Consider the following 25362-nt stretch of genomic DNA (forward strand, 5'->3'; position numbering starts at 1 on the left):
CTGGGGTCCCCCCAGGCACTTAAGACTCTGGGGGAGACACGCATGCCCGCAGCTAGGGGGTGTAGCGGCGCGTGCCCGCGGGCTTGGGCGATCCGTGTAGCGGCGCGTGCCCGCGGCTAGGGCGATCCGTGTAGCGGCGCGTGCCCGCGGCTAGGGCGATCCCGGGGTGTCCGGGGCGGTCCATGGGCGGGATGTTGCCCAGCCTGCCAGGAGGCCCACGCCCGCGGTCACCGCTGTGAAGCTCAGGGCGTCGCCCAGCATGGCGAGGGCGGCCACGGCTGTCAGGGCCGCGCCCGCGGTGAGGGCGATCGGGGTGGAGCGCGGGGTGCGCCACAGGGCGTAGAGGATCCAGGCGAAGGCGGCGGCGAGCAGGAGGACCCCCGGCACGCCCTGTTCCGCCGCCTGCTGGAGCGGGGCCGAGTGCGGTTTGCCGTCGGGCTGGAGGAGCTGGGGCACGGCGGGGCTCAGCTCGCCGAAGCGGCCCGGACCGACGCCGAGGCCGGTGTTGCGGTGGGCCAGCCGGAGGGCGTCCTGCCACAGCTGGACCCGCTGCGGGGTGAGCCGTCCTTCGAGGGCCGAGCCGAGCCCCTCGGGCAGGATGCCGCCGGCGACGGCCCAGGTCACCGCCGCCACCAGGGCCGAGGCCAGGCCCAGGCCCGCGATCCCGGGGCCCCGGTGCCGCATCGACCCCGCGGCGAGGGAGCACAACAGCACAGCCGCCCCGGCCGCGCAGCCGCCGGCCGAACCCAGGGCGGCACCGGACAGCGCGATCCCGGCGGCGAGCAGGCGCAGGCCCAGCCGCAGCGCGGGCGATCGCGCGGCCCAGGCGGCGCAGCAGGCAGCGCCCGTGGCCAGCGCCAGCAGCGCCGCCGTGGCACCGGCGTGCCCGAGCGGCGCGGCGAACCGGGGGCCGGGGGAGAGGTCGGGCACCGTGACGGCGAGGGCGAGTCCGGCGAGCGATCCGGCGCAGGGCGCGGCCACCGGAAGCAGCGCGCCGGAGATCCGGCCCGCCGCGTATCCGGCGGCCACGGCGAGCACCGCGAGGAGCATGCCCTCGGGCCGCCCGTCGTGGACCGCCGCCGTGATCAGGGACCAGGCGGCGCAGATCCCCAGCAGGATCATCCCCGCCCCGTCGGAAACGTTTCGTCTGGCGCTGTCCGCGTCCGCACCGGCCGCGGACGTCATCCCCGTCGACCCCACCCGTCGCCTCTCGTACCCGGTCCCCCGACCGCCTGCCCCGTCCGTTTGCCACGACCGCTCGGTCCACCGCCGGGTCCCCCGACCCGTCGCGGGCCCCCGCCGTGCACACCGGGACTCGGCCGCACCGCTGAGGCTGGCCCACACCGTAGCGGCTGATGACCGGTTTGTGGACGAGTTGAGCAGGAAGATGACGGTTCCCGCACGGATCCCGGGCCGGGGGCCGCCGTACGGTCCGCGCTGTCGGCGGCAAGGTCACCCGCCGTACACTCCCGGGGTGACCGTCACCGCCCCTCCCGTGGACCAGGACCGACTCGGGCCGCCGCCCTCGCCCGCCGGGCGCGGCCGGCGCCTGCTGCTGCGTCTGGCCCCGGCCGCCGCCTCCGCCCTGTGCGGCGTGCTGCTCTACGTCAGCTTCCCGCCGCGCCACCTGTGGTGGCTGGCCCTGCCCGCCTTCGCCGGCTTCGCCTGGGTGCTGCGCGGCCGGACCTGGAAGGCGGCGTTCGGTCTCGGCTACCTCTTCGGCCTCGGATTCCTGCTCCCCCTGCTGGTGTGGACCGGCGTCGAGGTCGGCCCCGGTCCCTGGCTGGCGCTGGTCGCCGTCGAGGCGCTGTTCATCGCCCTCGTCGCGGTCGGCGTCACCGCGGTGTCCAAGCTGCCGGCCTGGCCGCTGTGGGCGGCGGCCGTCTGGATCGCCGGCGAGGCCGTACGCGCGCGCGTACCGTTCCGCGGCTTCCCCTGGGGCAAGATCGCGTTCGGTCAGGCGGACGGTGTGTTCCTGCCGCTCGCCGCGGTGGGCGGCACCCCCGTGCTCGGCTTCGCTGTCGTCCTGTGCGGGTTCGGGCTGTACGAGGCGGGGCGCGTGCTCGTCGAGGGCCGGCGGACCCGGGCCCTGCGGCGCGGGGCCGCGGCCGCCGCCGTACTGAGCGTCGCCGTGCCCGTAGTGGGAGCCGTCGCCGCCCGTTCCCTGGTGAGCGACAAGGCCGAGGACGGCACCGCCAGGGTCGCCGTCATCCAGGGCAACGTGCCCCGCTCCGGACTGGAGTTCAACGCCCAGCGCCGCGCCGTGCTCGACTACCACGCGCGCGAGACGCTCAAGCTCGCCGCCGACGTCAAGGCCGGCAAGGTCGCCAGGCCCGACTTCGTGCTGTGGCCCGAGAACTCCTCCGACATCGACCCCTTCGCCAATCCCGACGCGGCCGCCGTGATCGACAACGCGGCCAAGGCGATCGGCGCGCCCATCTCCGTCGGCGCCGTAGTCGAGAGGGACGGCAAGCTGCTCAACGAGCAGATCCTCTGGGACCCGGTCAAGGGCCCGACCCAGACCTACGACAAGCGGCAGGTGCAGCCCTTCGGCGAGTACCTTCCGCTGCGCCCGCTGATCGGCGCCGTCAACAAGAACTGGACCAGCATGGTCCGCCAGGACTTCAGCCGGGGCAGCAAGCCCGGCGTGTTCGACATCGACGGCGCCAAGGTCGGCCTCGCCACCTGCTACGAGGCCGCGTTCGACTGGGCCGTCCGGGACACCGTCACCCACGGCGCCCAGATGATCTCCGTACCCAGCAACAACGCGACCTTCGACCGCAGCGAGATGACCTACCAGCAGCTAGCCATGTCCCGCGTCCGGGCGGTCGAACACAGCCGCACCGTGACCGTGCCGGTGACCAGCGGCGTCAGCGCGGTCATCATGCCGGACGGGAGGATCACCCAGAAGACCGGCATGTTCGTCCCCGCCTACCTGGTGCAGGACGTGCCACTGCGGACCTCGAAGACGCCCGCCACCCAGCTCGGCATCCTGCCCGAGATGGCCCTCGTGCTCATCGCCGCGGGCGGACTCGGCTGGGCGGTCGGCGCGGGGATCCGCGGCCGGCGCACGGCCGGGAAGTAGCCGTACGACACCGGGTCCGCTGCCGCGCGTGCGCCCCTGATCCCCTACGGAGGCCGTGGACCCGCCCGTTAGGGTCGGTCCATGGCTACTCCTGACTTCATCCGCACACTGCGGTCGACGGCCGGCCGGCAGTTGCTGTGGCTTCCCGGGGTCACGGCGATCGTCTTCGACGACGACGGAAGAGTGCTCCTCGGCCGCCGGACGGACACCCGCAGGTGGTCGGTGATCGGCGGCATCCCGGAGCCGGGGGAGCAGCCGGCGGCCTGCGCCGTGCGGGAGGTCTTCGAGGAGACGGCCGTGCACTGCGTCGCCGAACGGGTCGTTCTCGTCCAGGCCCTGAAGCCGGTCACCTACACCAACGGCGACGTCTGCCAGTACATGGACATCACCCTGCGCTGCCGGGCCGTCGGCGGCGAGGCCCGGGTCAACGACGACGAGTCGCTGGAGGTCGGCTGGTTCGCCGTCGACGCGCTGCCCGACCTGAACGAGTTCGGCCGCTTCCGGATCAAGCAGGCCCTGTCCCCGGCCGAGGCCCCCACCTGGTTCGACCCGGCCACCCCCGCCTGACAAGGCCGGACCGCCCCCGCCGCCTGAGAAGGCCGCACCCACGTCCTGCGGCCTGTCCGCGCCCGAGCGCCGACGGGCCGCACGTCGCTCCCGTAGCTCCCGTCAGACGGTGATCACCTTGACGCCGGCCTCCGTGAGACGGTCGACCGTGTCGGAGGGAATCCCCTTGTCCGTCACCAGCACATCGAGGGCGGAGAGGTCGCAGATCCGGGCGAAGGCCCGCCTGCCGATCTTCGAGGAGTCGGCCGCGACCACCACCCGCTGGGCACGCTCGGCGAACAGCCGGCTGATGCTCGCCTCGTCCTCCTGGTGCGTCATGACACCCAGCCGGGGATCGATCCCGTCGACTCCGAGCACGGCCACGTCCAGCGCGATCTGGTGGAGCACCCCGGCGGTCAGCGGCCCGACCAGCTCGTACGTCTGCGGACGGGCCACGCCCCCGGTCAGCACGATCTTGATCTGCTGCCGCACCGTCAGCTCGCTGGCGATGTTGAGCGCGTTGGTGACCACGGTCAGCCGGGGCGCGTCGCCCGAGGGGCGGTCCGGCTGCCGGCCGCCGGCCACGCGCAGCGCCAGGGCCCGCCCGACCTCGGTGGTCGTCGTCCCGCCGTTGAGCCCGACCACGGCTCCCTCGTCGATCAGATCGGCGACCGCGGCGGCGATCCGCTGCTTCTCGGAGGCGTTCCGGGAGGACTTGTAGCGCAGCGGCAGCTCGAAGGAGACGCCGTGCGCGACGGCCCCGCCCCGGGTCCGGACGAGCATCTGCTGTTCGGCGAGTTCGTCGAGGTCGCGGCGGATGGTCGCGGCGGAGACGCCCACCGTCGACGCGGCCTCCTCGACGTCCAGCCTGCCGTTCGCGGCGAGGAGTTCGAGAAGCGCGTTCCACCGCTCATGTTTGGACATCCCCCGGGCTCCCTTCCGCGTGAGCACAGAGTGTACCGCTCAGTAGTAAGCGCGTACGGTGCGCGGGGACCCCCTTGCTCCGCCCGCGACGCCCTTGCTCCGCCCCGCGACCCCTTGCTCCGTTCGCCGCATCAGGTTCCCCGGATGTGACCTCTCCCATTGCGGTCCCCGGCGGGTGCGGTGAACCTCTCGTGAACGAGTTCCGGAAGAACTGTTATGCCGGGCTCACCGAGCGGTCTCCCAGATATCGGACAGCATCGTTCGGCATCGAGGACAGGGAAGCTTTTGATGAGTACACAGCACCCGGTGGCGTCGGCGGCACTGGTGAGCGCGGCCCGGTCGGGAGACCCGGCGGCCCAGGACGCCCTGGTCAGCGCGTACCTTCCGCTGGTCTACAACATCGTGGGGCGGGCTCTGGACGGCTCGGTCGATGTCGACGACGTCGTCCAGGAGACGATGCTGCGCGCCCTGGACGCGCTGGGCGGGCTGCGTACTCCCGAGAGTTTCCGCTCCTGGCTGGTGGCCATCGCCATGAACCAGGTCCGGGCCCACTGGCAGGGCCGGCAGGTCACCCCGGGCGCCGTGGAGGACGCCGGGGACGTCGTGGACCCGGGCGCCGACTTCGTGGACCTGACCATGGTGCGGCTGCAGCTCACCGGCCAGCGCCAGGAGACCGCGCGGGCGACCCGCTGGCTGGAGCCCGACGACCGGGGGCTGCTGTCCGTGTGGTGGCTGGAGTGCGCCGGTGAGCTGACCCGGGCCGAGGTCGCCACGGCCCTGGAACTGACCCCGGAGCACACGGCGGTCCGGGTGCAGCGGATGAAGGCGCAGCTGGAGGCGGCCCGGGTGGTGGTGCGGGCGCTCGACGCACAGCCGCCGTGCGGGGAACTGCGGGGTGTGCTCGCCGCCTGGGACGGCCGGCCCTCCGCGCTGTGGCGCAAGCGAATAGCCCGGCACGCCCGCGGCTGCGTGCGCTGCTCCGGGCTGTGGAGCGGGCTGATGCCCGCGGAGGGGCTGCTGGCCGGCCTGGCGCTGGTCCCGGTGTCGGCCGTGCTGCTCGCGAAGATACGATCCGCCGCCGCGGGCGGCGGGATGACCCTGGCCGGCTCCACGTCCCCGTTCGACGCGACCGCCGAGCACACCGCACTGGGAGCTGACGCCGGTCCGGGCGCCGGGCATCGCGCGGGCGGGGGCGGCCGGGCCGGCGCCCGTGGCGAGGCCCGCCGACGGCGGCGCAACCGCCGCCGCGTCGCGGGCGCCGCCTTCGTGGCGGCCTGCCTGGCGGGCGGCGGCCTCTGGTACGCCGGCACGTACTCCGGGACCGGGCACGATGCCGCGGACCGCACCGCGGGTGACCCCGTCGTCGACCTCTCGGCACCCAGCGCCGACGCGATCTCACCCTCGGCGTCGGCCTCGGCCTCCGCCTCTCCGTCGCCGTCCGCGTCGAAGTCCAAGAAGCCGACACCGTCCAAGAGCCCCCGCACGGCCAGGAAGAAGCACACCGCCACTCCTACCCCGACCCCGCGGCGGACCCGGACACCGGTCGCCGCGCCGCCGGCCCAGTCGGCCCCCTCCGACACCGTGTCGCAGGTCGTGGCCCTGGTGAACAAGGAGCGCGCGACCGCCGGCTGCGGGCCGGTCACGGAGAACGCGCAGCTGGAGAAGGCGGCACAGGGCCACTCCGACGACATGGCCGCCCGCAACTTCTTCGACCACACCAACCCGGACGGCGCCGACCCCGGGCAGCGCATCACCGCCGCCGGGTACCGCTGGTCCACGTACGGCGAGAACATCGCCATGGGCCAGCAGACCCCGCAGGCGGTGATGGACGCCTGGATGAACAGCCCCGGCCACCGCGCCAACATCCTCAACTGCTCCTTCAAGGACATCGGCGTCGGTGTGCACCGGGGCTCGGGCGGCCCGTGGTGGACCCAGGACTTCGGCGCCAAACTCTGACCGGCCGCGGGCCCGGCACAGCAGGACGTGCTTGGCCTGTCCGCGGCCGGCTCACCACATGACGTGCCTGCCGGGCCGCGGACGGGCTCACAGCATGACGTGCTTGACCTGTGTGTAGTCCAGCAGCCCGGTGAGCGAGAGGTCGCTGCCGTAGCCGGAGTGCCGTACCCCGCCGTGCGGCATCTCCGAGACCGTCGTGCCGTGCGTGTTGACCCAGACGATGCCCGTCGCCAGGGCGCGGCTCGCCCGCATCGCCCGGTCGTGGTCACGGGTCCACACACTCGCCGCGAGGCCCTGCGGGACGGCGTTCGCCAGACGGAGGGCCTCGGCCTCCTCGCGGAACGGCTGCACGGTGACGACCGGGCCGAACACCTCCCCGCGGACGACCTCGTCCTCCTGCCGGACCCCGGCGACCACCGTGGCCCGGTGGAAGAAGCCGGGGCGGTCCACGGCCGTGCCGCCGGCGACCACCTCGGCGTGGCCCGGCAGGCGCTCCAGCACGCCCCGCACCGAGGCGAGGTGGGCCGCGCTCGCGAGCGGCCCGAAGTCGGTGTCCGGGTCGCCGGGGCCGCCCGGCCGCAGCGCGCCCGCCCGGTCGGCGAAGGCCCGCAGGAACGTGTCGTGGATCCGGTGGTGGACGAGGACGCGGGTGGCGGCCGTGCAGTCCTGGCCCGCGTTGTAGAAGGCCAGGGGCGCCAACTGAGCGACGGCGTCCTCGAGATCGGCGTCCTCGTGGATCACCACCGGTGCGTTGCCGCCCAGTTCCAGATGGGTCCGCTTGAGGTCCGCCGCGGCCGCCGCGGCGATCTCCTGCCCGGCCCGCACACTGCCGGTGACGGCGACCATCCGGACGTCCGGGTGGGCGACCAGCCGGCGCCCGGTGTCCCGGTCGCCGCACACCACGTTCAGCACACCGGGCGGCAGGTGCGCGGCGGCCAGCCGGGCCAGCAGCGCGGCCGACGTCGGCGTGGTCTCCGACGGCTTCAGGACGACGGTGTTGCCGGCGGCGAGCGCCGGGGCGACCTTCCACACGGCCATCATCAGCGGGTAGTTCCACGGAGTGATCTGCGCGCAGACCCCGACCGGCTCCCGGCGCAGCACGGAGGTGCGGCCCGGTGTGTACTCGGCCGCGGCGGCGCCCGGCAGGTTCCGGGCCGCCCCAGCGAAGTACCGCAACACGTCCACGATCGCGGGCAGTTCGTCCGCCAGGAACAGGGCGCGCGGCTTGCCGGTGTCGGTGATCTCGGCCCGTGCGACCGTGTCCGCCTGCCGCTCCAGCGCGTCGGCGAGGTGCAGCAGCGCGGTCTGCCGCTGCGCGGGGGTGGTGGCCGCCCAGCCGGGGAACGCGTCCCGCGCCGCCCGGCACGCGGCTTCGACGTCCTCGGCGCCGGAGAGGGGCGCCGTGCCGTGCGCCTGTCCGGTGGCCGGGTCGACCAGGGGCAGGGTGGCTCCGGAGGCGGCCGGTACGTCCTCGCCCCCGATGTGGTTGAGGACGGTGGTCGGCGGTGCCGGCCGGACGGTGGTGAGGGATGCCTGGTCAGCCACGGCGCAGCGCCTCCTCGGCGGCGGCGCGGCCGGTGCGGACGGCGCCCTCCATGTACCCGGCGACCCACTGGTCGGATCCGCACACGTAGAACGGCGGTTCATGGGTGCCGTGCAGCGGTCCTACGGCCATGACCTCGCCCGGCGGCCACTGGGTGACGTAGCCCTGCGTCCACGGGTCGCTGCCCCACAGCCGCAGGTGGCAGGCGGCCGGCCGGAGTGCCTCGTCGCCGAACATGGCGGCCACCTCGGCCAGCAGTTCCGGGGTGCGCAGCTGGGGCGGGGTGCCCAGCAGGACGCCGTAGCGCTCGGGCGGGACCAGGGCGGACAGGACGCCCTCGTTCTGCGGCCAGGTGCTGCCGAGCACCCCCTCGGACTCGGACAGTCCGCTGAGGCCGGCCTCGCGCCAGAACGGCCGCTCGTACACGGCGGCGAACTTGGCGGCGCAGGCCTGCCGTTGGCGGTGCAGGGAGCCGAGCCGGGCGTCGCTCACGCCGCTGATCCGGACGGAGCGCAGCGGTCCCACGGGCAGGGCGCTCACCACGGCTTCCGCGGTGAGGACCTCGCCGGTGACCAGGCGCACCGTGCAGTGGCCGGGCCGGACGTCGAGGGCGGCGACCGGCGAGCCGAGCCGGACGCGCGGCCCGAGGTCCCGGCCCATCACCTCGGCGAGCGTGGCCGAGCCGGCGGCGAGCCGCAGTCCCTCCCAGTCGTCGTAGTCGTAGTCGCCCGTCCCGGACGCGGGGACGGCCGCGCTCTTGCGCAGGGCGGCCAGCAGCGAGATCCGCTCGTACGACCCTCCCGCCAGGGCCAGTTGACCGATGTCCCACAGCCGGACCACGGCGGGTGAGGCGTGCCGGGAGCGCAGCCAGCCGGCCACGGACAGCCGGTCCAGGGCTTCCGCGTCGGGGTGGGACCAGGGGTCGTCGGGGTCGACGGTGGCGGCCAGCGCGCTGAACTCGGCGCCGAGCCGCTCGTGTCGGCCGGCGTCCCCGGGACCGAACCAGTGCGGGGGCTCACCGGCCGACCGCCCCTCGGGGGTCAGCCGGGTGATCCGCCCCGGCTCGTCGACATAGCTGGGGACCAGGTCGAGCCCCAGCTCCTTCGCGAGCCGCAGATAGGCGGTGTGGCCGTGGCCGACCACCTCGCCGCCCAGTTGGACGGTGCGGCCGTCGGGCGTGCGGGTCTGCTCGACCCGGCCGCCGACCCGGTCCCGGGCCTCCAGGACCAGTACGTCGGTGCCGGCGGCGGCCAGGTCCCGGGCGGCGGCGAGCCCGGCGAGTCCGGCGCCGAGCACGATCACGTCGTGATGCATCAGCTTCGCTTTCTTCGGGGGCGGGGTCAGGCCAGGACCAGGCAGTGCTCGGGCCGCCAGCCGAACTCCACCGTCTCGCCGCCGCTCCAGCGGTCCTCCATGCGGGCCCGGGCCGTGTTCTGCTCCAGCACCGACAGCGTGACGCCGGGGGCGAGTTCGATGAGGTAGGTGGTGGTGGGGCCGCTGTAGACGGTCTCGCGGAGCACCCCGGACAGCACCGACATGCCCGGCTCGAAGTCGGACAGCCAGATCTTCTCCGGGCGCACGGACACGCTCACCGGGGCGCCGTCCGTGATGCCGGCGCGGGCGCCGACCGGCAGCGCCGGACCTTGCTCCAGGGCGACCTCGCCGCCCCGGTAGGTGCCGGTCATCAGGTTGGAGGTGCCCATGAAGGAGGCCACGAAGCGGGTGGCGGGGTGCTCGTAGACGTCCTCGGGGGTGCCGCACTGCTCGATGCGGCCGTCGTTCATCACGGCGATCCGGTCGGACATGGTCAGCGCCTCGTCCTGGTCGTGGGTGACGAACACGAAGGTGATGCCGACCTCGCGCTGGATCTGCTTCAGCTCCACCTGCATCTGCCGGCGCAGCTTCAGGTCGAGCGCGGCCAGCGGCTCGTCGAGGAGCAGCACGGCGGGCCGGTTGACCAGCGCGCGGGCCAGGGCGACGCGCTGGCGCTGGCCGCCGGAGAGGGTACGGGGCTTGCGGCCGGCCAGACCGTCGAGCTGCACCAGCTCCAGCATCTCGCCGACGCGCTGCCGGATCTCCGCCTTGGCGACACCGTGGCGCTTCAGGCCGAAGGCGACGTTGTCGGCGACGCTGAGGTGGTCGAACAGGGCGTAGCTCTGGAACACGGTGTTGACGTTGCGCCGGTTGGGCGGCAGCGCGGTCACGTCCTCGCCGGCGAGCAGCACCGAGCCCTCGGTGGGGTCGCTGAACCCGCCGATCATGCGCAGCGAGGTGGTCTTGCCGCACCCCGAGGGGCCCAGCAGGGAGTAGAAGTGGCCGGCCTCGATGTCGAGGTCGAGGTCGCGCACGGCGTAGGAGTCGCCGAACCGCTTGGAGACGCCGTCGAGGCGGACGGCGGGGGTCGCGTCCATGGATGTCACTCCCCGGAGAGGATGTCGAGGCCGCCGCGGCGGCCGAAGAGGCGCGGGATGAACAGGGCGAGGGCGATCAGGCCGATGGATCCGGCGAGCATCAGCGTGCCGACGGCGTTGATCGTGGGCTGCACCCCGAAGCGGATCGCCGAGTAGATCCGGACCGAGAGCGGCTGGGGGTCGACGCCGGTGGTGAAGTAGGCGAGGACGAAGTCGTCGAAGACGAGCGCGAAGATCAGTACGGCGCTGGCCAGCACGGCGGGCAGCAGCGCCGGCAGCGTGACCAGGCGGACCGCCTGCCACCGGGTGGCGCCGAGGTCCATCGCGGCCTCCTCCACCTCGGGATTGAGCGCGGCGACCCGGGAGCGCAGGATCACGGTGACGTAGGAGATGGAGAAGGTGATCTCCGCGAGCATCACCGTGCCGGTGGACAGCGTGATGCCGAGGCCCTTGAACAGCAGCATCGAGGCGACCCCGGTGACGATCTCCGGGGTGATCAGCGGCACGAGCATGACCAGGCCGGCCAGGGAGCCGAGCCGGGTGCGCGAGCGCACCAGCCCGAGGGCGAGCGCCACCCCGAGGAGGACCGAACCGGCCATCGCCACCAGGGAGATGCGCAGGCTCGTGCCGAGGGACGACAGGAGCACGTCGTCGTGGACGAACGCCCGGTACCAGCGCAGGCTGAACCCGCCGAACACGGTCAGGGACTTCTTGGAGTTGAAGGAGAACAGCGTCACCACGGCGATCGGCAGGTAGAGCAGCGCGAAGAACAGCGCTGTGACGGCGATCAGCAGACGCGGCCTGCGCTCGGCGCGGCCCCGCCGGGACCGGGAGCGGCCGCGGACGGCCGGACGGGCGGGGGCGGCTGCGGAGGTGGGGCGGAGCAGGGTCATCGGGTCGCCTCCGCCTCGTCCTTGCGGGTGCGCCGCAGGTAGCCGAACATCCCGACCAGCAGGACGAGCATCAGCAGCATGGTGAGCGCGGAGCCCAGCGGCCAGTTCTGGCCCTGGAAGAATTTGTCCTGGATGAGGTTGCCGATCATGATCTGGTCCGGGCCTCCCATGAGCTGTGCGCTGACGAAGTCGCCCATGGCGGGCAGGAAGACCAGGACGAGCCCGGCCGCCGCGCCCTGCCGGGTGGCGGGCAGGGTGACGAAGAAGAAGGTGCGGACGGGGCCGCCGTAGAGGTCGCGGCCCGCCTCGATGAGGGAGACGTCGAGGCGTTCCAGGGCCGCGTACAACGGGATGATCATGAAGACGACGAAGCCGTAGACCAGGCCGGCGACCACGCCGACGCCGGTGTTGAGGATCTTCGTGTGGTCGTCGGCCAGCCCCACCGCGCGCAGGGCGCGCAGCAGCGGCCCGTCGTCGGAGAGGACCACCGACCAGCCGTACATGCGGACCAGGTAGTTGGCGAAGAACGGCACCACGATCGCGGCGATCAGCGCGTGTTTGTAGCGTCCGCCGTGCAGCGCGATGGTGTACGCCACCGGGTAGGCGATCAGCAGGCAGATGACGCAGGTCAGCACGGCGTAGCCGAGGGAGCGGGCCAGCACCTCGGTGTAGGCGGGGTCGGCGAGGGCGCGGACGCTGCCGAGGTCGAAGCCGAAGCGTGGGTTGCCGAGCGCGTCGGTGGTGCCGACGGCGAGGACGGCGACCAGCAGCAGCGAGGCGATCAGGAACGCGGTCATCCACAGGGTGCCGGGCAGCATCAGCCAGGTCCACAGCCGGGCGCCGGTGGTGTCGCGGCCGCGCCGGCGGGGGCGGGCGGAGCGGGGGAGCAGTGCCATGGGTCAGCCCGCCTTCACATGGGTCCAGGCGGTGTCGCGGGCGTCCTCCGCCGCCCGGCCGCCGTTGCGGAAGTACAGGTCCGCCTTGAGGTCGTCGGCGCTCACCAGGCACTGCGGGAACGGCTTGACCAGGTCGGCGTAGGTCTTCTCGGTGCCGGCGACGGGCATCGGGTAGCCGATGTACTCGATGTTCTTCTTCACGTTCTCCGGCCGGAGCATGTAGTCGAGGAAGAGCATCGCCGTGCCGGGGTGGGCGGCGTTCCACGGGATGGCGTAGCAGTCCGAGTTGATCGGGGTGCCTTCCCCGGGCGCCTCGAAGCCGAAGACCGAGGGATCCTTGGCCTGGTTGAGCATGGCGGCCATGTCGCCGCTCCAGGCCTGGGTCATCAGCGCGTTGCCGTTGAGCAGGTTGTTGTAGCTGTCGCTGGAGAAGCCGCGCAGCCTCGGGCGCAGGGTGGCCAGCAGGCCGGTGATGCGGTCGAGGTCGTGGGTGTCGCCGGTGCTGACGTCCAGGCCGAGTTCGAGGGCGCCCATGCCGAGCACCTCGTCCCGGTCGTCGAGCAGGAACACCTTGCCCCGGACGGAGTCGTTCCACAGGTCCCGCCAGGAGCCGCCCAGGTCGCCGATCCGGTCGCGGCGCCAGCCGATGCCGGTCTTGTACATGGTGAAGGGCACGGTGTGGGCGGATCCGGGGTCGTACCAGGGGTCGGCGAAGTAGGTGTACGTGCCGAAGATCGCGTGGGCGTTGGTGAGCGCGGAGTGGTCGATACGGCGGAGCCGGCCGCCGCGGGCCAGGCGCTGGGCCCATTTGGCGGTGGGGAAGATGATGTCGTAGCGGTTGCCCGCGTTGAGTTTGGCGACCATTCCTTCCATCGAGTCGAAGTTCGACTGGACGACCTTGACGCCGTACTCCTTCTCGAAGCCCTTGAAGACGGACGGGTCGACGTAGTCGGCCCAGTTGAAATAGACGAGATCGCCGTCGACGCGGGGCCGGACCGGGGCGAGGTCCTTGGCGTCGGCGGTCTTCGCGGGCATGAAACCGCAGCCGCCGGCCGCGGCGCCGAGCAGGCCGCAGGCGCCTGCCCGCAGCAGCGCGCGTCGGGTCGGTGGAGGTACCTCGGGGGACATGAACGTCCTCTTTCGTCGAGGAACGGCACAACTCCAGGGCGGTACCGGCTGGTCGGATCACCACAGGCCCTGACTGCGTGGTGGAGACCGGTCTGGGGAGGCGCGGGGCGTGCGTCAGCGCGGGAGGGATAAGCCCGACGGGGGGCGCCGGAGGGACGCGACGCGCGGGTGGGGCCGGGACGCGACGTGCCGGTACGGCCCGCACGCGACGTGCCGCTGCGGCCGGGACGCGATGCGCGGGTGCCGTCGGGACGTGACGCGCGGATAGGGCCGGGCCGCCGGGCGGTGCGGCGTCACCGGCGGTCCCCGCCCAGGCGGTCCCGGTCGAGGTCGGCCCTGTCCAGCCCGGCCCCCTTGAGGCCGGCCCCCTCCAGGTCGGCCCGGATCCGGCGGGCGAACCAGCCGACGGCGGCCTCGCGCCGGGACAGCGGGCCCGGCTCGAACCCGGGGGTGGTCAGACCGGCCTGCACGCGCTCGACCAGCTCGGCGTCCTCGTCGTTGGTGACCCAGCCGATGTGGATGTTCAGGCGCCGCGCCAGCCGGGTGCGGACGCTCTCGCCGTGCCGGGTGTAGAAGGCACCGGGAATCGCCGCCCGGTCCTGGGCGGTGGGCAGGGCGGTCCACGCGAGCACGTGGTCAGGGTAGAAGTCGATGAGCGTGTTGGGGTAGATCACGGCGTACCGCCATACCCGCCGGTCGGCCTCGGTCAGCCCCGGCATCGGCGTGGCGAGCCGCTGGTAGAGCCGCTCGGTCCAGTTGGAGGAGGGGTTGTCGCGCAGCGGCGACTCGAACAGTACGTAGTTCTCCTGGATGTCCACCGTGTACGCCTGGTAGTCCAGCAGCCGCATCAGCGCGGGGTGGGCGACGGGGACGTGGTAGCCCTCCAGGTAGTTGTCGACGATCACCTTCCAGTTGGCGTTCTGCTGCTCGCCGGCGGCCGGGTCGTGGATGCGGTGCTTGCCGACGGGGACCAGATCCGGCCCGGCGTAGCGGCCGACGGCCTCCGCGAGTCCGGCGCAGCTCTCGGCGAGCGGGACCGCGTCGAGGTCGAGGTTGACGAAGACGAAGCCGAGGAACGACTCCACGTTGACCGGGTGCAGTCCCAGGCGGGGCTTGTCCAGGCAGGGGATCCGGCGGGCCTCGGGGGCTCCGACCAGCCGGCCGTCCAGCTTGTAGGTCCAGCCGTGGTAGGGGCAGCGGATCGCCTTGCCCGAGGGTTCCGGTTCGGTGACGAGGCGGGTGCCCCGGTGCCGGCAGACGTTGAGATGCGCGGCGAGGCCGCCGTCCTCGGTGCGTACGACCAGCACCTCGCGTCCCGCGGCGGTGGCGGTGAGGCGGGCGCCCGGGCCGGGCAGGTCGGACTCGTGGCAGACCAGCTGCCAGGAGGTGGCGAAGACGCGCTCGGTCTCGGCCTCGGCGATGGCCGGATCGGTGTAGTAGCGGGCGGGCAGGGCTTCCCCCGGATGTTCGGGGGGCGGTTCCGGCGTGGCCGGGGTCGCGGCGGCTGCCCGGGTGGTCGGCGAGTGCATGGGATCCTCCTCCGCGCCGCGTGACGCGGCGATGGGCGGTGAGGCGAGCCCGGGGAAGCGGCAGGTAGCACGGCGGACCTGCCGGCTCCGGAAGCGGGCTGACTAATTGGTTAGTCAGAGTGGGCCCGAGGGTCCGGCAAGTCAAGGCTTGTGGGCTGACTAATTAGTTAGTTAGTCTCGTGGGGCGGGTCGGCGACGACCGGCCCCTTCCGTTCAGCCCGCCCGGTCCTCCAAGTCCGGACCTACGGCGGCCCGGGCGCCCGCATCCGGACGCCCGCACATCGCACGACGTCCCAAGCGTCGGCCCCACGGCCCCGCTGCCCCTCCCGCATCTCCGTCCACGCCATCGCCGCGCCCCCGGAGGCCTCGCATGAGCGTTCGCCGAAGTCTGGTCTGGCTCGGCCTCACGCCGGAACCCGAACAGGAACTGCCCGCCGCGGTCGCCGCCCTGCGCGCCCCGGCGGCCGGCCGCCCGGCACCGGCCCTGATCACCGCCGAACGGCGCCGCGTCGAGCGGCTGGTGCTGCGCGGCACCCAGCGGGACTGGCTGCGCTACCTCGGCGAGGTCACTGCCCTGGTGGTCCAGGCAGCCGACGGTCCCCCCGCCGCCGGCCGGGGCGCCGCGCTGCTGGCGGCGGAGGTCGTCCTCGACCACCACCGCATGCTGATAGGCCTGCCCGGCAGCGGCTACGACCGCACCGCCGCCCAGCGCCACGCCCTGGAACGGGCCGTGGCACGGCTGACGCCCCGTGACGCCCACGCCGAGCCCCGGAGCACCGTATGACCGACGTCCTCTCCCTCCTGCCCCCGGGCCGGCCCGGCCTGCTCGCCGACGTGCCGCCCGGCGCGTGCGAGGACCTCGCCCACTACCTGGCCACGGGCGGCTGCGCCCCGCTCCCCGCACCCGGCCGGCTCGTCGACCGGATCGCCGCGGCCGGGCTGCGCGGACGCGGCGGCGCCGGATTCCCCACGGCCGTCAAGCTGCGCACCGTCCGGGACGCCCCGGGAGGTCCGCCCGTCGTCGTCGCCAACGGCGAGGAGGGCGAGCCCGGTTCCGTCAAGGACCGCTGGCTGCTGTGGCACCGGCCGCACCTGGTCCTGGACGGCCTCCGGCTGGCCGCCGCCATGACGGGCGCCGCCCGCGGCTACGTCTACCTCTCCGACGACCTGGCCGAACACGCCGTACGCCAGGCACTGGCCGAACGGAAGGTGCCGGCCGGACGCCAGGCACTGGCCCTGCGCCAGGCGTCGGCCGAGTGGGCCCCCGAGGTGCCCGTGGACGTCGTGCGCACCGAGCGGACCTATGTGGCGGGGGAGGAGACCGCGGTGGTCCGCCGGATCGACGGCGGCCCGGCGCTGCCCACGGCCAAGCCGCCGCGCCCGTTCGAGAGCGGGGTCGGCGGTGCGCCCACCCTGGTAGCCAACGTGGAGACGCTGGCCCGGATCGCCGCCCTGCACACGCATCCCGAGTCCGCGGCCGCGATCGCCGGCACCCACCTGGTCACCCTCTCCGGCGCGGGCGGAACCCCCGCCCTGGTCGAGGCGCCCGCCGGTACCCACCTCAAGACCCTGGCCGACCTGAGCGGGCACGGCAGGGCGCGGGCGGTCGTCCTGGGCGGACTGTTCGGCGGGCTGTACGGGGCCGGCTGGAGCGACCTGCGACTCGACCACGAGGAGCTGGCCGCCGCGGGCGGCGCCCTCGGCTGCGGGGCCCTGCACTTCCTCCACCCCGACGACTGCCCGGTCGCCGCCGCCACCGACGCCGCCGGCTGGCTCGCCGCGCAGAGCGCCCGGCAGTGCGGGGTCTGCGTCTCCGGCACCTCGGCTCTCGCCCGGGCCCTCACCGCCGTCGCACGCGGCGAGGCCGACGGGACCACGGTCGCCAACCTGGAGCGCTGGTCCCGGCAGTTGCCCGGCCGCGGCGCCTGCGGGCTCATCGACGCCGCCGCACGCATGGTGGCCACCCTGCTCACCCACTACCCCGAGCGGATCGAGGCCCACCGCAGCTCCCCGTGCCCGCCCTGCACCGCAGCTCCTCCCGCCACCCACCGGTACACGGTCGCCGTCCCCTGACGTCCGCCGCCGGCCGCCCGCGCCCCGCCCCACCCGCCGTCCACCTCTCCCCGCTGCCTCCGCCATTCACCTCTCCCCGTTGTCCCTGTCACCCGCCGGTACACGGTCGCCGTCCCCTGACGTCGGCCGCCGGCCGCCCGCGCCCCGCCCCACCCGCCGTCCACCTCTCCCCGCTGCCTCTGCCGTCCACTCCCCGCTGTCCGTGCCGCCCACCGGTACACGGTCGCCGTCCCCTGACGTCCGCCGCCGGCCGCCCGCGCCCCGCTCCACCCGCCGTCCACCTCTCCCCGCCGCCTCCGCCTCCGCCCGCCCCTCCCCGCTGTCCCCGCCACCACCCGCTTCTCCCCGCCGCACCCGGCGCCCACCCCCTCCCGGCCGCCGGCCCCCCCATCTCGCTAAACCCACCGTCGCCCGCCCCCACCCCCCGAAGGGACCCGTCATGAAACTCCTGCTCGACTCCACCCGCTGCCAGGGCTACGGCCTCTGCCAGGAACCCGCGCCCGAACTGATCGACCTCGACGAGTGGGGATACGCGCGGCTGCGCGAGACCACCGTGCCCGACGACGCCGCGGAAGCCGCCGCCGCTGCCGTCGCCGCCTGCCCCAACTCCGCGCTGAAGCTGGTGAAGTGACATGGGACGCGACCTCTCCGCCCTCTTCGACCCGGTCTCCGTCGCCGTCGTCGGAGCCAGCGACGACCCCGCCAAGTACGGTCACGCCATCGCCGTCCAGGCCCTCCGCGCGAACGGCCGCCGGCCCGTGCACCTGGTCAACCGGCGCGGCGGCACGATCCTCGGCCGCACCGCCGCCCCGAGCCTCGGCGCGATCGGCGAACCCGTCGACCTGGCCGTGGTCGCCGTGCCCGCGTCCGGCTTCGAGGACGCCGTCGACGAGGCCCTGCGCTGCGGCGCCCGGGCGATCGTCGCCATCACCGCCGGCTTCGCCGAGACCGGCACGGCCGGCCGCGCACGCCAGCACGCGGTCGCCGAGCGGGTCCGGGCCGCCGGTGCCGTCATGGTCGGCCCCAACTGCCTGGGCATCGCCGACAACACCACCGACCTGTTCCTCGCCTCCGACACCTTCACCCCCGGCGGCATCGCGCTGCTCAGCCAGAGCGGCAACCTCGCCCTCGAACTCCAGCTCCGCTTCCGCCCGCACGGCCTCGGCTTCTCCCGGTTCGTGTCGCTGGGCAACCAGGCCGACGTCACCCTCGTCGACCTGCTCGCCGACTGCGCCCGGCACGACGGCACCCGCGCCATCGCCGTCTACGCCGAGGACTTCGCCGACGGCCGCGCCTTCGCCGAGGCCGCGGCCGCCGCCGGGAAGCCGGTGGTCCTGCTCACCGCCGGACGCGGCGACGCCTCCGCGCGCAGCGCCCAGTCGCACACCGGAGCGCTGACCACCTCCGCCGACGTGGTCACCGCAGCCTGCCGTGACGCCGGCGTCGACCTGGTCGCCACCCCCCGGGAACTCACCGTCGTCCTCGCCGCGTCCGCCGGGGGCCGGCGGGCGGCCGGCCGCCGGGTCGCCGTGCTCACCGACGGCGGGGGGCACGGCGCCGTAGCCGCCGACGCCGTCGAGACCGCCGGACTCGCCGTTCCCGAACTCCTGCCGCCCACCCGGGAGAAGCTGCGGGCGGCCCTGTGGGAGCAGTCCGCCGTCGCCAACCCGGTGGACCTGGCCGGCATGGGCGAGCAGAACCCCGGCTCGTACGCCGACACCGTCGCCGCGCTGCTGGCCGCCGAGGAGGCCGACGCCGTCCTGATGACCGGCTACTTCGGCGGCTACGCGGCCGCCGACGGCGGGCTCGGCGGCGGCGGTACGGCCCTCGCGCACGGGGAGCGGGAAGCCGCCCGCCTCATCGCAGACCGGCACCGGGCCACCGCGAAACCCCTGGTGGTGCAGTCGATGTACCCCGAGTCGCCGAGCTGCCGCACCCTCGCCGCCGCGGGCATCCCGGTCTTCGCCGCCACCGAGGACGCGGCACGCGCCCTCGCCGCCGCCGGCCCGGGAGCGTCCGCCACCGGGATCGCCCCGCTGCCCCAGCCCGCCACGCCCCTCGCCGCGACCGGCTACCTGCAGACGCGCGCCGCCCTGGAAGCCGCCGGACTCCCCTTCCCCGCCGCCCGAGAGGTCCACGACGAGACCGAACTGCTAGCCGCCACCGAGGAGTTCACCGGCCCCTACGTGCTCAAGGCGCTCCACCTGCTGCACAAGTCCGACGCGGGAGGAGTCGCCCTCGGCCTCGCCGGACCCGCCGAACTCCTCGCCGCCTTCCGGGAGATGCGCGCCCGGCTCGGCGCGCCCGCCTACTCCGTGGAAGCCATGGCGGACCTGACCGACGGCATCGAGCTGATCGTCGGCGTGAACCGCGACCCGCGCTTCGGCCCCGTCGCCATGATCGGCCTGGGCGGCGTGCTGGCCGAGGCCCTGCACGACGTCACCTTCGCCCTCGCCCCCGTCACCGCCGACCGCGCCGAGCGCCTGCTGCGCGGCCTGCGCACCGCGGCCCTGCTCGACGGAGTCCGCGGCCGGCCCGCCGTGGACGTCGCCGCGGCCGCCGCCGCCGTCGAGACGATCACCACCTACGCCGCCGCCCACCCCGAACTGGCCGAGATCGAGGTCAACCCCCTGCTCGTCCGCCCGCACGGGGTCCTCGCCCTCGACTCCCGCGCCGTACTCGCCTGACTCGTCCCCCTATACCGAAGAGGCACCCATGGACCTGCGCTACACCCCCGAGCAAACCGACCTGAAGCGGCGCGCCGCCGACTACGCCCGCCTGCTGATGCGGTACGAGGACCAGTCCGAGCAGGCCGGCGGCCCCCTGCCCGAGCCGCTCGTCCGCGAACTGACCCGCGCCGCCATGGACGCCGGCGTCTACGCCATCAACATGCCCGCCGAGTGGGGCGGCGCCGGGCTCAGCCTGTTCGACCAGGTCATCGTCGAGGAGGAGTTCGGCAAGGTCACCAACTGCCTGTGGGACATACCCTGGCGACCCGCCAACGTCCTCGCGTACGGCGACGAACGGCAGCGCGAGAAGTACCTGCTGCCCGTGATCCGCGCCGAGAAGTTCGACGCCTTCGCCGTCACAGAGCCGGGCGCCGGATCCGATCCCTCCGCCGGGACGTCCACCGCCACCCGCACCGACGGCGGCTGGCTGCTCAACGGCGAGAAGTGGTTCGTCACCTGCGGCGACATCGCCGACTTCCTGCTGGTGCAGGCGGACGCCGGGCCCGACCGGCTGCCCACCCTGTTCTTCGTCGACAAGGCCGCGCCCGGCGTCGAGATGACCCGCGTGCCGCACTTCATGCACTCCGCGGTCAACGGGCACCCCGAATTCACCTTCACCGACGTCTTCGTGGCCGACGAGGACGTGCTGGGCGGGGTCGGCAACGGCTACGAGCTGACCAAGGAGTGGTTCACCGACGAGCGCCTGATGATCGCCGCGCGCACCGTCGGAGCGGCCGAGCGCGCGCTCCGGCTGGCGCGTGACTGGGCCGTGGAGCGGGAGCAGTTCGGGGCGCCGATCGCCTCGTACCAGCTGATCCAGGGGATGCTCGCGGACTGCGCGGTCGACATCGCCGTCAACCGCGCCTACACCCACCAGGTCGCCTGGGAGGCCGACCAGCCGGGCACCGACCGCAAGACGCTGCACGCCAAGGCCTCCACCGCCAAGCTCGCCGCCAGCGAGGCCGCCGGCCGGGTCGCCGACCGCTGCCTGCAGATCTTCGGCGGCCGCGGCTACGACCGCACCTACCCCGTCGAGCGCATGTACCGGGAGCTGCGTGTCGACCGGATCTGGGAGGGCACCTCCGAGATCCAGCGCCTGATCATCGCCAACGAGCTGATCAAGCGCGGCACCCGCGCCCTGGCCCTGCCCACCCACTGAAACCGCCCCCGCGACACCCACGAGCGAGGACTTCCATGGACTTCCGTCTCACCCCGCGCCAGGCACAGCTCAAGGCCGGCGCCCGCGCCCTCACCGACTTCATCACCGCCTACGAGACCCAGTGCGAGGAGAACAACGGCCTGCCCGCCGACGCCCACGCCAAGATCCGTGACGCGGTGCTCGACTCCGGCCTCCAGGCCGTCAACATGCCGGCCGAGTGGGGCGGTGCCGGCCTCACCATCGCCGAACAGGTCACCGTCCAGGAGGAGTTGGGGCGCCTCACCGGTGCCCTGTGGGACATGGTGTGGCGGCCCGCCAACGCCCTGCGCTTCTGCACCCCGGAGCAGCGCGAGCGGTTCCTCGTCCCGGTGATCAAGGGCGAGCGGCGCGACTGCTACGCCGTCACGGAGCGCGGCGCCGGCTCGGACCCGCAGAACATCGCCACCACGGCGACGAAGAACGACCAGGGCTGGGTGCTGAACGGCGAGAAGTGGTTCGTGACGGTCGGCGACCACGCCGACTTCATGATCGTCCTCGCGGCGGCGGGACCGGAGCGCGCGCCGACGCTGTTCCTCGTCGACAAGGACACCCCGGGCATCGAGATGACCCGCGTGCCCCGCTTCATGCACACCTTCGTCTACGAACACCCCGAGTTCACCTTCACCGACGTCCAGGTCGACGACGACGCCGTGCTCGGCGGGATCGGCGAGGGCTACGACATCACCCGCTCCTGGTTCACCGAGGAACGCCTGATGATCGCCGCCCGCACCACCGGCGCGGCCGAACGCGCCCTGGAACTCTCCCGTGACTGGGCCGTGGAACGGGAGCAGTTCGGGGCGCCGATCGCCTCGTACCAGCTGATCCAGGGGATGCTCGCGGACTGCGCGGTCGACATCGCCGTCAACCGCGCCTACACCCACCAGGTCGCCTGGGAGATCGACCAGGCCACGCCCGAGGACCGCAAGCGGCTGCACGCCAAGGCGGCCATCGCCAAGCTCGCGGCCAGCGAGGCCTCCGGCCGGGTCGTCGACCGCTGTCTGCAGATCCACGGCGGGCGCGGCTACGACCGCTCCTACGCAGTGGAACGCCTCTACCGCGAACTGCGCGTCGACCGGATCTGGGAGGGCACCTCCGAGATCCAGCGCCTGATCATCGCCGGCGAACTGATCAAGCGGGGCACCGGCGTGCTGGACCTGCCGGGGGCCTGACCCCACCCGCGGGCCGGAGCACCACCGTGCTCCGGCCCGCCCACGGCCGTCCGCCCCGGCGCTGCCGGCCGTACGACGAACCCCCACCGGCACAGCCAGCCGTACGACGCCGCCCGGATCGGCGCTGCCGGCCGTACGACGACACACACAGCGAAGGAGGACGACGGATGACCGGTATCGAACGCGTGGGGATCGTCGGCTGCGGACAGATGGGCGCCGGCATCGCCGAGGTCTGCGCACGCGCCGGCGCACGGGTCGTGGTCGTCGAGCGCGACGCCGGAACCGCCCGTGCGGGCCTGCGCCGCATCAGCCGCTCTCTCGACCGCGCCACCACGAGCGGCAGACTCGACGCCGGGGCCCGCGAGGCCGCCGCGGCCCGGATCACCGTGGCCGACCAGATCGAGGCCCTCAACGACAGCGATCTCGTCGTGGAGGCGGTCGCCGAGGACGAGCGCCTCAAACTCGACGTGTTCACGCGACTGGACACCGTGGTCACCGGCGAGCACAGCATCCTCGCGACCAACACCTCCTCCCTCCCGGTGATCCGGCTGGCCACCGCGACACGGCGGCCCGAACGCGTTGTCGGCCTGCACTTCTTCAACCCCGTGCCGGTACTGCGGCTCGTCGAACTCGTCCCGTCCCTGCTCACCTCGGCCGGCACGGCCGCGCGCGCCGAGGAGTTCGTGACCGAGGTGCTCGGCAAGGAGGTCGTCCGGACCGGCGACCGGGCCGGCTTCGTCGTCAACGCGCTGCTGGTGCCGTACCTGCTCGCCGCCGTCCGGATGGTGGAGTCGGGCAGCGCGAGCGCCGAGGACGTCGACCGGGGGATGGTGCTCGGCTGCGCCCACCCCCTCGGTCCGCTGGCCCTGACCGACCTGATCGGCCTGGACACCACCCGGGCCATCGCCGAGTCGCTGTACGCCGAGTTCCGCGAGCCCCAGTACGTTCCGCCCCCGCTGCTCTCCCGGATGGTGGAGGCCGGGCTGCTCGGGCGGAAGTCCGGGCGGGGCTTCCACACCTACGACGCACCGCCGCACCGCGCGGAATCGGCACCGGCGGGGGCGGCGGGGCCGGCGTGAGGGAAAATGGCCCCGGCGTACGACCACCGAACGAGGGGAGCCGCAGGGTGTCCACGAAGGTGCGCACGGCAGACACGCGCGAGCGCATCCTGACCGCGGCATGCGAGGTGATCGCCGACATCGGCTTCGAGAAGATCCGGATGCGGATGGTCGCCGAGCGGGCCGGGGTGTCGACGGCGCTGCTGCACTACCACTTCGACACGCGGGAGAAGCTGTTCACCGAGGCGATGCGGCACTCCTTCGCGCACACCGCCGTCGACGTCGACCGGGACGCGGAGACCGCGCCGGCCTCCGTCATCCTGGCCCGGATCCTGCGCAACCTGCTGCCGACCGACCCCGAACTGCACCAGGACTGGCGGCTGTGGCAGGAACTGTGGGCCCGCGCCCTGCGCGACGAGGACACCCGCGTCTTCGCCGTCGACCTGTACGCGCAGCTCCACGCCTGGGTCGCCGACGCCGTACGGCGTGGCATCGCCTCCGGCGAGTTCACCCCGGCCGACGTGGACGACCTCAGCACGCTCGTGCTGTCCCTGTGCGACGGCTACGGCATCCGCCTGATGCTGCGCGACCCGGCGGTCACCGTGGACGGGGCCCTCGCCGCGATCTGGCGGCACGTGGCCGCGGCGCTCGGGCTGCCGGACACCGTCCCCGCCGGGTGAGGGGCTCGCCTTCGCCGAGGCGGGGTACTCGGACCGCGGAAACCGTACGACCGAGCACGACACGGGCGGGAGGCGTCGGGATGAGCGAGTACACGACTCCGTCCCAGGCGGAGGGCGAGCCGGACGAGGACGTCACGGAGGCGGCCGAGCCGCAGCGGACGACGCCCTCGCAGGCGGAGGGTGAGGACGACGACGAGGAGTCGTCCCGCTGACCCACCGCGGCGGTCCTCAGTCCCCGTCGCCTGGGCCCCGGGCCGCCGCCAGGTAGTTGTACGCCGAGGCCCGGGAGATGCCGAGCCGGGCGGCGACCTGCTGGACCGCCCCGCGGACGGCGAACACCCCGCGCCGGTCGAGATCGCGGAACAGCGCCAGCCGTTCCGCGCGCGGCAGCTGGACCCACGCCGTGCCGTGCGCCGGCTGCCGGGTGTCGACGACGGCGTCCACCACCGCGCCGATGTCGTCGCCGAACGTCGTCGTCGGCACGGCCTCGGGCGCGGGCCCCGCGACACCGGCCAGCTCGCCGGTCAGGGCGTGCACCTGCCCCAGCGCGGTCACGTCCAGATTGACGCAGAGCGCCCCGAACACGGCGCCGCCGGAATCGCGCAGCAGCATCGTCGAGGACTTGACCAGCTTCCCGTCCGTCGTGCGCGTCAGGTAGTTCAGCTCGTCGCTCGCCTCGTCGCCCCGGGCCAGCAGCCGCATGCCGATCTCGCTCATCGAGCCGCCGACCCCGCGCCCCGTGACCGATCCGGCGAGAGCGACGACGGAGTGCTCGGGCCGCCGGAAGTCGTGGATCACCACCTCGCACATCGCCCCGAAGGTCGCCGCGATCCCGTCGATCACCGGCGTCAGCGCGGCGATGACAGCATCCCGCTCACCACCCGTGCCGCCGCCCGGCCCGCCGTCCACCCGGCCGGGCCCGGAGCCCGCGCCGCCCGGTCCGGGATCCGCCTGCCCGGGCCCGGAGCCCGCGCTGCTGGGTCCGGGGTCTGCCTGCCCGGGCCCGGCACCCGCGCTGCTGGGTCCGGGGTCTGCCTGCCCGGGCCCGGCACCCGCGCTGCTGGGTCCGGGGTCTGCCTGCCCGGGCCTGGAGTCCGCGCTGCTGGGTCCGGGGTCTGCCTGGCCGGGCCCGGCGTCCGCGCCGCCCGGTCCCGCATCCGCGCCGTCCGGCCTCGTGCCCGAGCCGTCGGATACCCCCTCCGTGCCGCCCGGTCCCGCATCCGCGCCGTCCGGCCTCGTGCCCGAGCCGTCGGATACCCCCTCCGTGCCGCCCGGTCCCGCATCCGCGCCGTCCGGTCCCGTGCCCGAGCCGTCGGATACCCCCTCCGTGCCGCCCGGTCCCGCATCCGCGCCGTCCGGCCTCGTGCCCGAGCCGTCGGATACCCCCTCCGCGCCGTCCGGTCCCGCGTTCACGCCGCCCGGTCCCGCCCCCGTGCCGCCCGGTGCGGGGGGAGTCACCGCTGACCGCGCCTGTGCCTCTGTCATCCGCTCGCCTCCGATGCGCCGTGCGCCGCCCGAACTGGGCATCTGGACTTTCCGTCTAT

22 protein-coding genes are annotated in these 25362 nt (G+C 73.9%); 12 read left to right on the top strand and 10 right to left on the bottom strand.

All coding sequences use genetic code 11. The features are described 5' to 3' along the window. Positions 1 to 150 precede the first annotated feature (150 nt). Entirely contained in the window at positions 151 to 1122 is a 972-nt protein-coding gene (locus DBP14_RS31925; RefSeq protein WP_129311059.1) for an O-antigen ligase family protein, read from the bottom strand. Between the two features lie 352 nt (positions 1123 to 1474). Between DBP14_RS31925 and lnt the strand changes: the two genes are divergently transcribed. Together lnt and DBP14_RS31935 are read left to right on the top strand one after the other, a co-directional pair. Next, the gene (gene lnt, locus DBP14_RS31930; RefSeq protein ID WP_129311061.1) at positions 1475 to 3085 is read left to right on the top strand and encodes an apolipoprotein N-acyltransferase; all 1611 of its coding nucleotides are present in this window, start codon (positions 1475 to 1477) and stop codon (positions 3083 to 3085) included. An 81-nt stretch (positions 3086 to 3166) separates the two neighbouring features. Continuing rightward, positions 3167 to 3652, top strand: a complete 486-nt coding sequence (locus DBP14_RS31935; RefSeq protein ID WP_129311063.1) for an NUDIX domain-containing protein — start codon at positions 3167 to 3169, stop codon at positions 3650 to 3652. 102 nt (positions 3653 to 3754) lie between these two features. Here the strand turns inward: DBP14_RS31935 and DBP14_RS31940 are convergent, their stop codons facing one another. Continuing rightward, on the bottom strand, positions 3755 to 4555 hold the full coding sequence (locus DBP14_RS31940) for a DeoR/GlpR family DNA-binding transcription regulator (RefSeq protein WP_129311065.1): 801 nt from the start codon (positions 4553 to 4555) through the stop codon (positions 3755 to 3757). A 288-nt stretch (positions 4556 to 4843) separates the two neighbouring features. Between DBP14_RS31940 and DBP14_RS31945 the strand changes: the two genes are divergently transcribed. After that, on the top strand, positions 4844 to 6511 hold the full coding sequence (locus DBP14_RS31945; protein WP_129311067.1) for a sigma-70 family RNA polymerase sigma factor: 1668 nt from the start codon (positions 4844 to 4846) through the stop codon (positions 6509 to 6511). 87 nt (positions 6512 to 6598) lie between these two features. On the opposite strand, the gene DBP14_RS31950 is transcribed toward DBP14_RS31945, so the two are convergent. The 7 genes from DBP14_RS31950 to DBP14_RS31980 all read right to left on the bottom strand — a co-directional run bounded on the left by DBP14_RS31950 (position 6599) and on the right by DBP14_RS31980 (position 14911). Next, positions 6599 to 8056 (bottom strand): aminobutyraldehyde dehydrogenase, encoded by a 1458-nt coding sequence (locus tag DBP14_RS31950; protein ID WP_241741088.1) that lies wholly within the window; start codon positions 8054 to 8056, stop codon positions 6599 to 6601. After that, entirely contained in the window at positions 8049 to 9368 is a 1320-nt protein-coding gene (locus tag DBP14_RS31955) for an NAD(P)/FAD-dependent oxidoreductase (RefSeq protein ID WP_129311072.1), read from the bottom strand. Before DBP14_RS31955 ends, DBP14_RS31950 begins: the two co-directional genes overlap by 8 nt. Before the next feature lie 26 nt (positions 9369 to 9394). Continuing rightward, positions 9395 to 10465, bottom strand: coding sequence for an ABC transporter ATP-binding protein (locus DBP14_RS31960; RefSeq protein WP_129311074.1), 1071 nt, complete (start codon positions 10463 to 10465; stop codon positions 9395 to 9397). Between the two features lie 5 nt (positions 10466 to 10470). Further along, complete coding sequence (locus tag DBP14_RS31965) at positions 10471 to 11358, bottom strand: ABC transporter permease (protein ID WP_129311076.1); 888 nt, start codon at positions 11356 to 11358, stop codon at positions 10471 to 10473. Continuing rightward, positions 11355 to 12254, bottom strand: a complete 900-nt coding sequence (locus tag DBP14_RS31970; RefSeq protein WP_129311078.1) for an ABC transporter permease — start codon at positions 12252 to 12254, stop codon at positions 11355 to 11357. Before DBP14_RS31970 ends, DBP14_RS31965 begins: the two co-directional genes overlap by 4 nt. A gap of 3 nt (positions 12255 to 12257) precedes the next feature. Then, entirely contained in the window at positions 12258 to 13382 is a 1125-nt protein-coding gene (locus DBP14_RS31975) for a spermidine/putrescine ABC transporter substrate-binding protein (protein ID WP_129311080.1), read from the bottom strand. A 293-nt stretch (positions 13383 to 13675) separates the two neighbouring features. Next, on the bottom strand, positions 13676 to 14911 hold the full coding sequence (locus DBP14_RS31980; protein ID WP_129311082.1) for an aromatic ring-hydroxylating dioxygenase subunit alpha: 1236 nt from the start codon (positions 14909 to 14911) through the stop codon (positions 13676 to 13678). A 370-nt stretch (positions 14912 to 15281) separates the two neighbouring features. Here DBP14_RS31980 and DBP14_RS31985 point away from each other — a divergent pair, with 370 nt between their 5' ends. The 9 genes from DBP14_RS31985 to DBP14_RS37355 all read left to right on the top strand — a co-directional run bounded on the left by DBP14_RS31985 (position 15282) and on the right by DBP14_RS37355 (position 24030). Continuing rightward, positions 15282 to 15695 (top strand): hypothetical protein, encoded by a 414-nt coding sequence (locus tag DBP14_RS31985; protein ID WP_129311084.1) that lies wholly within the window; start codon positions 15282 to 15284, stop codon positions 15693 to 15695. Next, positions 15692 to 16984, top strand: coding sequence for an NADH-ubiquinone oxidoreductase-F iron-sulfur binding region domain-containing protein (locus DBP14_RS31990; RefSeq protein WP_129311087.1), 1293 nt, complete (start codon positions 15692 to 15694; stop codon positions 16982 to 16984). Before DBP14_RS31985 ends, DBP14_RS31990 begins: the two co-directional genes overlap by 4 nt. Before the next feature lie 439 nt (positions 16985 to 17423). Beyond that, a complete protein-coding gene (locus DBP14_RS31995; protein ID WP_129311089.1) occupies positions 17424 to 17615 on the top strand; it encodes a ferredoxin in 192 nt (63 codons plus the stop codon). A 1-nt stretch (position 17616) separates the two neighbouring features. Then, on the top strand, positions 17617 to 19671 hold the full coding sequence (locus DBP14_RS32000; RefSeq protein WP_129311091.1) for an acetate--CoA ligase family protein: 2055 nt from the start codon (positions 17617 to 17619) through the stop codon (positions 19669 to 19671). Between the two features lie 28 nt (positions 19672 to 19699). Next, on the top strand, positions 19700 to 20872 hold the full coding sequence (locus DBP14_RS32005; RefSeq protein ID WP_129311093.1) for an acyl-CoA dehydrogenase family protein: 1173 nt from the start codon (positions 19700 to 19702) through the stop codon (positions 20870 to 20872). A gap of 35 nt (positions 20873 to 20907) precedes the next feature. Continuing rightward, positions 20908 to 22080 (top strand): acyl-CoA dehydrogenase family protein, encoded by a 1173-nt coding sequence (locus tag DBP14_RS32010; protein ID WP_129311095.1) that lies wholly within the window; start codon positions 20908 to 20910, stop codon positions 22078 to 22080. Between the two features lie 167 nt (positions 22081 to 22247). Then, the gene (locus DBP14_RS32015; protein WP_129311097.1) at positions 22248 to 23159 is read left to right on the top strand and encodes a 3-hydroxybutyryl-CoA dehydrogenase; all 912 of its coding nucleotides are present in this window, start codon (positions 22248 to 22250) and stop codon (positions 23157 to 23159) included. A 47-nt stretch (positions 23160 to 23206) separates the two neighbouring features. Then, on the top strand, positions 23207 to 23818 hold the full coding sequence (locus tag DBP14_RS32020) for a TetR/AcrR family transcriptional regulator (protein ID WP_129311099.1): 612 nt from the start codon (positions 23207 to 23209) through the stop codon (positions 23816 to 23818). Between the two features lie 80 nt (positions 23819 to 23898). Further along, a complete protein-coding gene (locus DBP14_RS37355) occupies positions 23899 to 24030 on the top strand; it encodes a hypothetical protein (RefSeq protein WP_277752740.1) in 132 nt (43 codons plus the stop codon). A gap of 16 nt (positions 24031 to 24046) precedes the next feature. On the opposite strand, the gene DBP14_RS37065 is transcribed toward DBP14_RS37355, so the two are convergent. Next, the gene (locus tag DBP14_RS37065) at positions 24047 to 24727 is read right to left on the bottom strand and encodes a PAS domain-containing protein (RefSeq protein ID WP_241741089.1); all 681 of its coding nucleotides are present in this window, start codon (positions 24725 to 24727) and stop codon (positions 24047 to 24049) included. Positions 24728 to 25362: the final 635 nt, after the last annotated feature.

The sequence above is a fragment of the Streptomyces sp. L2 genome (assembly GCF_004124325.1).
In the GTDB taxonomy this organism is placed as follows: domain Bacteria; phylum Actinomycetota; class Actinomycetes; order Streptomycetales; family Streptomycetaceae; genus Streptomyces.

Coding starts and splice junctions, on each gene's coding strand:
- DBP14_RS31925 (WP_129311059.1), bottom strand. CDS start 1,122: ATGATCCTGCTGGGGATCTGCGCCGCCTGGTCCCTGATCACGGCGGCG.
- DBP14_RS31935 (WP_129311063.1), top strand. CDS start 3,167: ATGGCTACTCCTGACTTCATCCGCACACTGCGGTCGACGGCCGGCCGG.
- DBP14_RS31940 (WP_129311065.1), bottom strand. CDS start 4,555: ATGTCCAAACATGAGCGGTGGAACGCGCTTCTCGAACTCCTCGCCGCG.
- DBP14_RS31945 (WP_129311067.1), top strand. CDS start 4,844: ATGAGTACACAGCACCCGGTGGCGTCGGCGGCACTGGTGAGCGCGGCC.
- DBP14_RS31955 (WP_129311072.1), bottom strand. CDS start 9,368: ATGCATCACGACGTGATCGTGCTCGGCGCCGGACTCGCCGGGCTCGCC.
- DBP14_RS31960 (WP_129311074.1), bottom strand. CDS start 10,465: ATGGACGCGACCCCCGCCGTCCGCCTCGACGGCGTCTCCAAGCGGTTC.
- DBP14_RS31965 (WP_129311076.1), bottom strand. CDS start 11,358: ATGACCCTGCTCCGCCCCACCTCCGCAGCCGCCCCCGCCCGTCCGGCC.
- DBP14_RS31970 (WP_129311078.1), bottom strand. CDS start 12,254: ATGGCACTGCTCCCCCGCTCCGCCCGCCCCCGCCGGCGCGGCCGCGAC.
- DBP14_RS31975 (WP_129311080.1), bottom strand. CDS start 13,382: ATGTCCCCCGAGGTACCTCCACCGACCCGACGCGCGCTGCTGCGGGCA.
- DBP14_RS31980 (WP_129311082.1), bottom strand. CDS start 14,911: ATGCACTCGCCGACCACCCGGGCAGCCGCCGCGACCCCGGCCACGCCG.
- DBP14_RS31985 (WP_129311084.1), top strand. CDS start 15,282: ATGAGCGTTCGCCGAAGTCTGGTCTGGCTCGGCCTCACGCCGGAACCC.
- DBP14_RS31990 (WP_129311087.1), top strand. CDS start 15,692: ATGACCGACGTCCTCTCCCTCCTGCCCCCGGGCCGGCCCGGCCTGCTC.
- DBP14_RS31995 (WP_129311089.1), top strand. CDS start 17,424: ATGAAACTCCTGCTCGACTCCACCCGCTGCCAGGGCTACGGCCTCTGC.
- DBP14_RS32000 (WP_129311091.1), top strand. CDS start 17,617: ATGGGACGCGACCTCTCCGCCCTCTTCGACCCGGTCTCCGTCGCCGTC.
- DBP14_RS32005 (WP_129311093.1), top strand. CDS start 19,700: ATGGACCTGCGCTACACCCCCGAGCAAACCGACCTGAAGCGGCGCGCC.
- DBP14_RS32010 (WP_129311095.1), top strand. CDS start 20,908: ATGGACTTCCGTCTCACCCCGCGCCAGGCACAGCTCAAGGCCGGCGCC.
- DBP14_RS32015 (WP_129311097.1), top strand. CDS start 22,248: ATGACCGGTATCGAACGCGTGGGGATCGTCGGCTGCGGACAGATGGGC.
- DBP14_RS37355 (WP_277752740.1), top strand. CDS start 23,899: ATGAGCGAGTACACGACTCCGTCCCAGGCGGAGGGCGAGCCGGACGAG.